The organism is Amycolatopsis kentuckyensis, assembly GCF_002155975.1.
GTDB lineage: Bacteria > Actinomycetota > Actinomycetes > Mycobacteriales > Pseudonocardiaceae > Amycolatopsis > Amycolatopsis kentuckyensis.
Genome location: NZ_MUMI01000213.1, coordinates 1 through 10754, shown reverse-complemented (window position 1 = coordinate 10754; position 10754 = coordinate 1). Strand labels below are relative to the sequence as shown.

Below are 10754 nucleotides of genomic sequence, written 5' to 3'. Positions count from 1 at the left end.
CGCGGCCGCGGATGTGCCGCGTCGGCGCCACCAGGTCCCGCAGCCGGTCGAGGATCCCCCGCGGCGGATCGGCCTCCTTCGCCGAGCGGCGCGCCACCAGGTGCCGGACCAGGTGGATGACCAGCCGGGACACCCGGCCGCGCAGCCGCAGGGCCCCGAGCGCGGGCAGGGACACCATCGCCACGCCGTGGTCGGCGTTGTAGTCCGACGCGATCGGGACCGTGCCGGCCCGCCGCGGGAGGTCCGTGATCAGCACCAGCAGGTCCCAGCCGTGTTCGGCCCGGCGCTCCTCCGCCAGGGCCAGCATGGGAATGTCACCCTCCTCGGTCAGCGGCAGGGACTGCGTCTCGTGCTCGACGCGCCAGGTCGTCTCCTCGCCGAGGTCCCGCGCCAGCCGGGCGGGCAGGCCGTCCGCGATCCTCCCGGCGAGCTGCCCGGGCAACCCGTCATCGGTCAGCAGGCCCACCACCAGGGCCTCCGGCGCACGCTGGGCGGTCATACTCGAGCCCTTCCCTCGGGTCTTCGAAGTGAACGCTCCGGGTTCCCGGCCCGACCGCCGCCAAACGGCCGGGTGTTTGCCCTCCGGAGCACCGGGTACGGCCTTCCCATGACCGAAAAGGACGAGACGACCGAAGATCTGCGAGCCGAAGAGTTCGACCGCGCCGCGGTGAGGACGGTGCTCGAGGCCGGCGACTGGGCCGGGTGGGACGACCTGCTCGACTGGCTGCGCACCGAAGGCCCGGGCGTCCCGGAGCTGTCCCCCGGCGCGCTGCGCGGCATCCGGCAGGACGCCGAACGGGCCTGCGCCATGGGATTCCCCTTCCCCCACGACCCGGACCACCTCTACGCCATCCTTCGCGGCCAGCACCTCGCGCGGGCTCACGACTGAGTTCGTCCCGGGGCCCACGGGTAGCCACCGCACCGTGGATCGGTGGTACCGCAACGGAGTGATCTACTCCCTCGACTCGCCCGGCTCGGAGTGGACACGATCTGGCTCGGTGCGGGCCCAGCTGGCCAAGATCGTCGCCTTCTGGCTGCGGCCCGGCGTCGCGGGCTTCCGGATCGACGCGGCCCTGTTCCTCATCGAGTCGCGCGGGCGACGGGATTGCGGCCCCCTGCGACGGCTGCGGGAAACCCCTTCCTGGCAACCGGGGGGGACGCCATGCTGCTCGCCGAGGCGAACGTGCCGGCGGCGAGCCACCCGCGTCGATCGTCGCTCTCGAAGCCGTCTGGCCGCCCGCGATCATCGGCGAAATATCTCCAAAGCGACGGATTAACCGTTTTTTCCGAACAGAAAATCTCGGCACACCTCTTCAAATTCACCGACAGACATCAATCATGGAACCGGACGCCCCGGTTGGCCGAACCTGCTTACCCCCGTTGGGCGCGTCGACTTCGTTGCTGTCTCGGGTAACGTCGAACGGTCGTCTCGTCGCCTGAGATCAATACCGTCAACGAGCGGAGGCCCGTTGAAAATCCTGCTGCTCTGCTCGTCGTTCAACGGGCTCAGTCAGCGCGCATGGCTGCTCCTGCGTGCCCGCGGCCACCGCGTCACCGTCCAGATCGCGCGCGATCCGCACGACATCGCGATCGCCGCGGGCGCCGTCGATCCCGAATTGATCATCTGCCCGTTCCTGCGCCAGCGGGTTCCCGAGGAGGTCTGGCGCCGGCACCGGACGATCATCATCCACCCCGGCCCGGAAGGGGATCGCGGCCCCTCCGCGCTCGACTGGGCGATCATGGACGCCGAACCCACCTGGGGCGTGACGGCCCTGCAGGCGACCGGGGACCTCGACGGCGGCCCGATCTGGGGCACGCGGGTGTTCCGGATGCCGGCCGATCCGCCACGCAAGAGCACCCTCTACAACACCGAGGTGTCCGATGCCGCGATCAGCCTGATCGGCGAGGTCGTGACCAAGGCCGAAGATCCCGGGTTCACGCCGCGCCGGTGCCGGGTCGCGGGCACCGTCCGGCCGTTGGCCCGGCAGGCCGACCGGTCCTTCTCCTGGGGCGACCCGACCGAGCACATCCTGCGCCGCATCCGCGCCGCGGATGGCCGTCCCGGCGTGCACACCGAGCTGGGCGGGGTGCCGGTCGCGGTGTTCGACGCCCATCCCGCGGACGCCGAACCCGGCGAGCCCGGCACCATCGTGGCGCGCCGGCAGGGTGCCGTGCTGGTCCGCACCGGCGACGGCGCGCTGTGGATCGGGCACGCGCGACGGCTGGCGCCCGAAGCCCCGGGCACGACGGTCAAGCTGCCCGCCGTTCTCGCTCTCGGGGCGGACGTTCCCGAGGTGCCGCCGGCCGCGGTCCCGGCGAGCCTCCGGGAAATCGGCTACCGGCGGGTGGGCAAGGTGGGCTTGCTGCACTTCGCGTTCTACAACGGCGCGATGTCCACCGCCCAGTGCCGCCGCCTCACCGCGGCCCTGCGCTACGCCACCGCGCAGGACACCTCGGTCGTGGTCCTGGCCGGCGGCGAGGTGTTCTCGAACGGGATACACCTGGGGGTCATCGACGCCCACCCCGATCCCGCGGCGGAGGCCTGGCGGAACATCACCGCGATCGACGACCTGTGCCGGGAGATCATCGACTGCACCGATCAGCTCGTGGTCTGCGCGCTCGCCGGCGACGCGGGCGCGGGCGGAGTCATGCTGGCGCTCGGCGCCGACAAGGTGATCGCGCGGGACGGCGTGCTGCTCAACCCGCACTACCGGAAGATGGGCCTGTACGGCTCGGAATACTGGACCTACGTGCTGCCGCGGCGGGTCGGCGAAGGACAGGCCGCCCGGCTGACCACCGGCTGCGAACCGATCACCACCGCCGAGGCGGCCGGGATCGGGATCGTCGACCACCTCGCCGCCGGCGACCGCGCGGCGTTCACCGCGACCGTGCTGGACTACGCCACCGAACTGGCCGCCGGTGGCCACGCGGATGCCCTGGTCCGCCACAAGCGGGCGGACCGGGAAACCGACGAGCGACATCGGCCGCTGGAGACCTACCGGGTGCGGGAACTCGCCGAGATGAGCCACGACATCTTCGACGACCGGCACAGCTTCGCCGGCACCCGCCGGGCGTTCCTCACCGGCCGGCTCACCGGCCCGGCGGCGGAATCGCCCCGCTTGCCGGTCCCCCGGCTCCCCCGGACGGCACCCGTCAGCTGACCATGACCGCGAGCAGCAGGCCATGGCTCAGGGAGCGGACCGGCGCCGAACGCCGCTGAGCCGCCCGGCCGCCGCGACCACCGATGCCGGCCTGCTCGGGGTGGCCGGTCCGGCCTTCGGTGGCGACGTGCGCGAGGTCGGTGCGGCTCAGGCGACCTGCGGCCAGCCGGCCGCGTCATAGGTCAAGCGGTTGATGCCCAGGCGTGCCGCGCCGTTGTCGGTGTAGTAGTGGTAGACGAGCAGATCGCCGTCGTTGTCCGCGAGCACGGCCTCGTGGCCGGGCCCGTGCACGCTGCCGTGGCCCGCGAGGATCTCCGTGCCACCGCCGGAGGTCATCGCCACGCCGTTGCGGTCGGCGTAGGGCCCGGTGACGCTGGTCGACCGCCCGACCAGCACCCGGTAGGTGCTCGCCGCGCCGCGGCAGCAGAAGTCGAACGACACGTACTGGTAGTAGTACCGGCCGCGCTGGACGATGTAGGGCACCTCGATCGCGCCGCCGCCCCGCCCGGCGACGGCGGTCATCGCGCTGCCCTGCCGCAGCCCCGTCGCCGGATTCAGCTGGATCAGCTTGATGCCCGACCAGAACGAGCCGAAGTCCAGCCACCACCGGCCCGCGTCGTCCACGACCAGGTTGGGGTCGATGGCGTTGAAGGTGTCACTGCCACGGGATTCGACGACCAGGCCCCGGTCGGTCCAGGTGCCGGAGTTCCCGGAGGGGCTGGTGGCGAGGAAGATCGCCGAGTGGTTGGAGCCGAACGTCGAGGCCGAGTAGTACAGGTAGTACCGGCCGTTGTGGTAGGAGATGTCCGGTGCCCACAGGCTGCGTCCTCCGCCGGTGTAGGGCGTCGTCCACGGCGCCCCGCCCGGGAATGCCGAACCGGCGCCCGAGAACGCGACGCGGTCGGTGGAGGTCTTCAGCGCGATGCCGTCCCCGGTGTGCGCCACCAGGTAACTGCCGTCCGGGCGCTTGACCACGCTCGGGTCGTGCACGCCGACGTCACCGGTGACGCGGCCGGGATCGGGGTACGCGGCCGCGGCGGCGGCCGGCGTGGCTAGGAGCGCTGTGGCGACCAAGACGACTGCGGCGAATCGTGATCGAGCGACCGACATGGTGCCTCCGTGGGCGATCCGATGGTGTGACGCCGGAACTCACGACGGGAAGCGCTCCCAGCCGAGGGTAGCCGCCTCCCGTCGATATCGGCAAGACCCGCCACGGTGGGTTCCGCCGACAGCAGCGCCGCACGCCTGAAAGCGCTTACTGCCGCTGCGTCCCAGATCTGGCCGGCCGTGTCGGCTCAGAAACGGGACCTGATCCGCGTCAGATCGGTGATCGACAGGTCGCTCCCCGCTTCGAGCAGATAAGTGCCGTCGGCGTCGTCGACGAACCCACCGTGGGCAGCGCTCGTCACCAGTGCTTTGTACACGTGGAACCAGTGCCACGCCGTCTTGGCGTCGGTCGCCCGCTGGGCGGCCGTGAGCAGGGCCAGCGCCGCCGCCTCCTCGCAGCTCGTCGGAGTCTGCGCGGTGGTCACCTCCAATGGAGTCAGCATTCCCCCGTCGGCCGGGACCGACTTTTCCGCGGCAACCAGAATAGGATTCATCGTCACACCTTTCGCCTTGTCGCTGTTTTTGCCGAAGAAAGTCACCACGTGCGGCCGGGTGAAGCCGCTCTTCGGCGAAGCAAAGATTAGCCGGAGCCCACCGCACGCACATCCCCCGAAGTGAGGATCCCACCTGCGCCGATTCAGGAAACGGCGTGCGAAAACTTCGGAGCGGTCCATTCACCAGGGCAACGTCGGCCCGCTCGGCCCAGCACACCGGGGCGGCCGACCCGTCAACCGGTCGCGAACCGGGCCGGGTGGAAGTCGGCCACCTGCGGCGCGGGCTCGCCGAACGCCAGCGCGACCGCGGCCTCGGCGGACGCGGGGGCCATCTTGAAGCCCGCACCGGAAAAACCGGTCGCGAAGACCGTGCGCGGCCGGCCCGGCAGGCAGCCGATCAGGGGCGCGTGGTCCTCGGTGAACAGGTCCGGGTACGCGTCGGACCGGACGATCCTCGGAATCAGGCCGGGCAGGAACTCGGCCACCGTTTCCTGCGCCTCGGCGATCTCCTCGTCGGTGAGCTCACGCCGGACCCGGTCGGCGTGCTCGGCGGGCTGGGACCGGCCGTCCAAAGTGGCCTTCACCGTCACCCCGTCGGTGCTCGGCGCGCCGTAGAGGGACCGGTCGCGTTCGATGCGGCCGAACACCGGGAACCGCTCCGGCGCGAACTCCTCCGGCCGCCGGGCCACGAACCAGGTGAGGTAGTTGCGGCGCGGGTGGACCGCGGCCGCGAGCGGCGGCGGGAGCAGGTGCTTCGACCAGCCACCGGCGGCGACGATCACCCGCTCGAACCGCCAGCTCCGCGCCCCGGACCGGAGCACGACACCGCCGGGTTCCTCGTGGACGTCGTCGATGGGCGTGTCCTCCAGCACTTCCGCGCCGGCCTCGCGGGCGGCCTGGGTCGCGGCGAGCACCGCGCAGTCGGTGCGCAGGAACCCGGCCCGCGGGTCGAACACCGCGCAGTCGTCCGGCCGCAGCCCGTGCTGCGGGTAGCGGGCGGCGAGCTCGTCGTGCTCAAGGAGCTCGATCGGGGTGCCGTTCTCCCGCGACGTCGCCACCAGCTCCGGGAGGTAGCCGCCGTCGCGCTCACCGATGTACACCCCGCCGCACCGGGTCAGGATCCGCTGCCCGGTCTCGGCTTCGAGTTCGGGCCACAGCACGTTCGCCCGCTCCAGCAGCGGGGCGAACCGGGGCCCGCGGCGGTAGGTCATCCGGAACAGCCTCGTGTCACCGCCCACCGCGCTGCGGGGGTGACCCGGGGTCCGCGCCTCGAACCCGACGACGTCGCCGGCCCGGTTGCCGGCCCGGCGCGCGGCCCGCCACAGGGCCATGCTGCCCACGCTGCCGAGACCGACGACCGCCAGCTCGCCGTCCATCACAACACCCTTTCGAGGAATTCCTGCGTGCGCCGCTCGGCCGGGTTGGCGAGCACTTCCCGGGCGTCGCCGCGCTCGACCGCGATGCCTTCGTCCATGAACAGGATGTCCTTGGCGACTTCGCGCGCGAACCCCATTTCGTGGGTGACCACGAGCATCGTCATCCCGAGCTCGGCGAGGTCGCGCATGACGGCGAGCACTTCGCCGACGCGTTCTGGGTCGAGCGCGCTCGTCGGCTCGTCGAACAGCATGATGCTCGGATCCATCGCCAGCGCGCGGGCGATGGCGACCCGCTGTTGCTGGCCGCCGGAGAGCTGGGCCGGGAACTTGTGCCCGCAGCCGGCGAGCCCGACGCGCGCCAGCAGCTCGGCGGCCCGGTCACGGGCCGCCTTCTTGGCGACCTTCTTCACCAGCACCGGCCCGGACATCACGTTGGCTTCGGCCGTCATGTTCGGGAACAGGTTGAACTGCTGGAACACCATGCCGATCCGGGTCCGCTGCTGCGCCAGCCGCTGCGGGGTCACCGCGTGGTAGGCGGTCTCGTGCTCGACGTAGCCGAAGTCCTCGCCGTTGACACGCAGCACGCCGCGGTCGATCTTCTCCAGGCCGTTGATGCAGCGCAGCAGTGTCGACTTGCCCGAGCCGCTGGGGCCGATGATGCAGGAGATCTCCCCCGCCGCGACGGTCAGGTCGATCTCGTTCAGCACCCGGTGCTGCCCGAAGCTCTTGCAGAGCTTGCGTGCCACGATCGTGCCGTCGGCGCTCACAACAGCGACTCCTTCACCTTGATCACCGGACGCGACGAGCGCGAGAACCGGCGTTCGATCATCGACTGCGGCACGCTGAGGGTGAGGGTCATGATCAGGTACCACAGGCTCGCCACGATGAGCAGCGGGATCGTCTCGTAGGTCCGCGCGTAGATCGCCTGCGCGCTCTGCAGCAGGTCGGCGACGCCGAGCACGCTCACCAGCGACGTCTCCTTGAGCATCCCGATCACCTGGTTCCCGGTCGCCGGGATGATCGCGGGCATGGTCTGCGGGATGATCACCCGCCGCAGCTTGGTGAACTCGCTCATGCCCAGCGATTCGGCCGCCTCGAACTGGCCGCGGGGCACCGCCGCGAAGCCGCCGCGGATGATCTCGGCCATGTAGGCGGCCTCGTTCAGCGTCAGCCCGATGATCGCCGCGGTGAGCGGGGTGATCAGCGCGTTCATGTCCACGGCGTGGCCGCCGATGGCCAGGTTCGGGTACAGCGCGGCCACGTTGAACCAGAACACCAGCTGGACCAGGACCGGGGTGCCCCGGAAGAACGTGATGTACAGCCGCGCCAGCCCCGAAATCGGGGCCTGCGTGGACATCCGCATGACGGCGAGGACGAGGCCGAGCAGGGTTCCGAGGACCATGCTCACCGCGGTCAGCATGAGGGTGATGCCGACGCCGTCGAGGATGGAGGCGGCGGTGAAGTACCGGAGCACCACGCCCCACTGGAAGTTCTCGTTGCCGGCCAGTGCGTAGAGCAGGCCGGCGACGATCACCACCGCCACCACCCAAGCGGCGTAGTCCCGCGTGCGCTGCGGACTGATCCGTTTCTTTTCCTCCGGTTGCAGTGCGGTCACCGGTTCCCTCACTTCGGTTGCGGCTTGGAGCGAGCGGCCTTGGTGACGCCGAGCCCCTGGAAACCCCAGCGGGACAACGCTTCGGAGTACTTCGGGCTGTCGATGACCGACTGCAGCGCGGCCTGCACGGCCGGGGTCAGCGGCGAGTTCAGGTCGAGCGCGACGGCGACCGGCAGCGGGTTGAGCACCGGCTGCAGGACGTCGAAGGCGTTCGGCTGCTTGGCCTTGGCCCAGTTGAGCGAGGTCGCGTCGTAGAAGACGCCGTCGATGCGCCGCGAGGCGACCTGGGTCAGCGCGTCGCTCACGCTCGGCAGCGCGACCGCCTTGATCGGCTCCTTGCCCTTGCTCACGCAGTTTTCCTGGTTCAGCTTCGGCAGCCACTTGAGTTCCTGGGTGCTGCCGGACTGCACGCCGAGGCTGGCGCCGCACAGCGAATCCATGGCCAGGTGCTTCGGGTTCCCGTGTGCCGTGGCGACCGTCGAGCCGTTCGTGAAGTAGTCGATCATGTCGAGCACCTTCAGCCGCTCGGCCGAGGTCCCCATCGTCGACACGGTGAGGTCGTAGCGGTTGCCCTGCAGGCCGGGGATGATGACGTCGAACTTGACGTTCTTGATCTCCAGCTTCAGGCCGAGCTTGGCCGCGATCAGCCGGGCGATGTCCGGGTTGAACCCGATCGGGGTCTTGTTGTCCGAAGCCATGAACGTGGTCGGCGGGCTGGTCAGGTCCTCGGCCGTCACCAGGGTGCCCCTGGCCTTCACGTCCGCGGGCAGCAGGGCGACCGCCGCCGGGTCCGGCTGGACGCCGGCCGAAATGTCGTCGGTGTGCTCGGCGGTGGCGCCCCCGCCGCCACCGGCCGCCGGGGCCGGGCTCTCGGTGGTGCACGCTGTGAGGCCTACTGCCGCGGTGAGGACCACCGCGCTCATAGCCGCCTTGACCCGCATGGGATTCTCCTTCGACGGGGGCTGCCCGCGCTGACGAGCAGAACATGCCCGGTTCGTGTTGTCTACTGGGTGCGATTCACTGTGGCCTGAAGCGGCGTGCCCCCGGCGATGATCGTGCACCTCGGCTCGCTCATCGCTTCCACCGCGAACCGGACGCCTTCGCGCCCGATCCCCGAACTCTTGAACCCCCCGAACGGCATCGAGTCGATCCGTACGTCGCTCGTGCCGTTGACGACCACCGCACCGGCGTGCAGCCGGTCCGCCGTGGACAGTGCCTCGTCGAGCACTCCGGTGAAGATCCCCGCCTGCAGCGCCTGGGCGCTGTTCGCCGCCGCGATCGCGTGCTCGGCGGACTCGACCGGCACGACGGTCACCACCGGACCGAACACCTCGCGCACCAGCACGGCGGCGTCCGGCGGCACCTCGGTGAGCACGGTCGGGTGGTAGTACGCTCCGTCGCGCCGGGCGCCGGTGTGCGCGCGGGCACCTCCCGCGAGTGCCGCGTCGACCAGCGCTTCGACCCGGGCGGCCGCCGCCTCGCCGATCATCGGCCCGACGTCGGTGGCCCGGTCGGTCTTGGGGCCGACCTTCAGCGCCCGGGTGCCCGCGACGATCCGGGTCAGCAGGCCGTCGTGGATCGATGCGTCGGCGTAGACGCGCTGCACGGACAGGCAGTTCTGCCCCGCGCACCCGAACGCGCCCGCCACGATCGCGCCGGCCGCGGCGTCGAGGTCCGCGGTACCGGTCACGATCACCGGGTTGTTGCCGCCGAGCTCCATCAGGAGTTTCCGGGGCCCGGCCGCGGCGGCGATCCGGGCGGCCGTGACCGGCCCGCCGGTGAACGAAACCGCGTCGACCCCCGGATGGGTGACGAGGGCGTTCCCGGTTTCCGCGTCCCCGCACACGACCGCGATCCTGGCGGACGGCACCCCGGCCCGCAGGAGGAGCTCCGCCAAGGCCAGCGCCGAATGCGGCGTGGCGTCGGCGGGCTTCACCACGACGCCGTTGCCCGCGACCAGCGCCGGGCCGACCTTGTGGGCGACCAGGTTGAGCGGGTCGTTGAACGGCGTGATCGCCGCGACGACGCCGAGCGGCGCGCGGACGAACCAGCCACGCTTGCCCGCACCCCGGTCGCTGTCGTCGAACTCCAGGACTTCGCCGCGCAGCACCGTGCTCGCCGCCGCGGACAGGCGCAGGGTCTCGGCGCAGCGGCGCACCTCCTGCTCGGCCTCGGCGATCGTCTTGCTGCCCTCGGCGCTGATGATCCCGGACAGCCACGGCAGCTCGTCCCGGACCAGCCGGGCGGCCTCGTCCAGTGCCTCCCGCCGCTGCCACAGCGGCCACGGCTCGGCGGCCGCGCGGGCCACCGCGCCGACGGCCGCGTCGACGTCGGCGGCGTCGTTGCGGGCGACCCACCCGACGGGCGCGCCGTCGTGCGGGTCGGACACCCCGAAGGTGAGCCGCCCGGTCTGCCACTCCCCGGCGATCAGCGCCCCGCCGGGCAGGCCGAACGACGTGGTCACCGGAGCCGTGGCGGTCATGAGATCGCGTCCAGCACGCGCGCCCCGCCGCCGATCAGGGGCAGGAACCACGGGCGCCCGAAGTGCCCCGGTACCGGGGCGAACTTCACGTCACCCCAGATGTTGGCCGCCGCGTCGCCGGAGATGAACCGGGCCATCTTCTGGCCCATGTAGGTGGCCATCTGCACGCCGTGCCCGCTGTAGCCGACGGAATAGTGCACCCCGTCGCGTTCGCCCGCGTGCACGAGCTGGTCCATCGACAGGTCGACCAGCCCGCCCCACGTGTAGTCGACGCGGGTGCCCGCGAGGTACGGGAACACCTCGGTCATCGCCTTGACGAGGATCTGCCCGCTCCGGACGTCGGAGTCGGGGCTGGACATCGCGAACCGCGCGCGGCCGCCGAAGAGCAGCCGGTTGTCGGGGGTGATCCGGAAGTAGTAGATGAGGTTCTTGCTGTCCGAGGCCTGCCGCCGGTGGGGCAGGATCCGGTCCACGACGTCCTGGGCGAGTGGCTCGGTGACGATGATGAAGCTGCCGACG

At 71.2% G+C, this 10754-nt stretch carries 10 protein-coding genes and 1 pseudogene; 2 read left to right on the top strand and 9 right to left on the bottom strand.

Going from position 1 to position 10754, the window contains the following annotated elements; genetic code table 11:
* Window positions 1-499: pseudogene (locus CCN39_RS21220) on the bottom strand (hypothetical protein); the annotation flags it as partial.
* 108 nt (window positions 500-607) lie between these two features.
* Between CCN39_RS21220 and CCN39_RS21215 the strand changes: the two are divergent.
* The gene (locus CCN39_RS21215) at window positions 608-889 is read left to right on the top strand and encodes a hypothetical protein (RefSeq protein WP_086844569.1); all 282 of its coding nucleotides are present in this window, start codon (window positions 608-610) and stop codon (window positions 887-889) included.
* Window positions 890-1469: 580 nt separating this feature from the next.
* Complete coding sequence (locus CCN39_RS21210) at window positions 1470-3161, top strand: hydrogenase maturation protein (RefSeq protein ID WP_244210912.1); 1692 nt, start codon at window positions 1470-1472, stop codon at window positions 3159-3161.
* Window positions 3162-3308: 147 nt separating this feature from the next.
* Here CCN39_RS21210 and CCN39_RS21205 read toward each other — a convergent pair whose 3' ends face one another.
* The 8 genes from CCN39_RS21205 to CCN39_RS21170 all read right to left on the bottom strand — a co-directional run.
* Entirely contained in the window at window positions 3309-4271 is a 963-nt protein-coding gene (locus CCN39_RS21205) for an arabinan endo-1,5-alpha-L-arabinosidase (protein WP_086844567.1), read from the bottom strand.
* 185 nt (window positions 4272-4456) lie between these two features.
* The gene (locus CCN39_RS21200) at window positions 4457-4810 is read right to left on the bottom strand and encodes a hypothetical protein (protein ID WP_143264101.1); all 354 of its coding nucleotides are present in this window, start codon (window positions 4808-4810) and stop codon (window positions 4457-4459) included.
* Window positions 4811-4995: 185 nt separating this feature from the next.
* The gene (locus CCN39_RS21195) at window positions 4996-6138 is read right to left on the bottom strand and encodes an FAD-dependent oxidoreductase (RefSeq protein ID WP_086844563.1); all 1143 of its coding nucleotides are present in this window, start codon (window positions 6136-6138) and stop codon (window positions 4996-4998) included.
* Window positions 6138-6905 (bottom strand): amino acid ABC transporter ATP-binding protein, encoded by a 768-nt coding sequence (locus CCN39_RS21190; protein WP_086844561.1) that lies wholly within the window; start codon window positions 6903-6905, stop codon window positions 6138-6140. The genes CCN39_RS21195 and CCN39_RS21190 overlap by 1 nt, the downstream gene beginning before the upstream one ends.
* A complete protein-coding gene (locus CCN39_RS21185; protein ID WP_086844559.1) occupies window positions 6902-7753 on the bottom strand; it encodes an amino acid ABC transporter permease in 852 nt (283 codons plus the stop codon). The genes CCN39_RS21190 and CCN39_RS21185 overlap by 4 nt, the downstream gene beginning before the upstream one ends.
* Before the next feature lie 8 nt (window positions 7754-7761).
* A complete protein-coding gene (locus CCN39_RS21180) occupies window positions 7762-8676 on the bottom strand; it encodes an ABC transporter substrate-binding protein (RefSeq protein ID WP_086844557.1) in 915 nt (304 codons plus the stop codon).
* An 80-nt stretch (window positions 8677-8756) separates the two neighbouring features.
* A complete protein-coding gene (locus tag CCN39_RS21175; RefSeq protein ID WP_086844556.1) occupies window positions 8757-10235 on the bottom strand; it encodes an aldehyde dehydrogenase family protein in 1479 nt (492 codons plus the stop codon).
* The coding region (locus tag CCN39_RS21170) for an NAD(P)/FAD-dependent oxidoreductase (protein ID WP_143264100.1) at window positions 10232-10754 on the bottom strand (523 nt) is incomplete at its 5' end. The genes CCN39_RS21170 and CCN39_RS21175, both read right to left, overlap by 4 nt.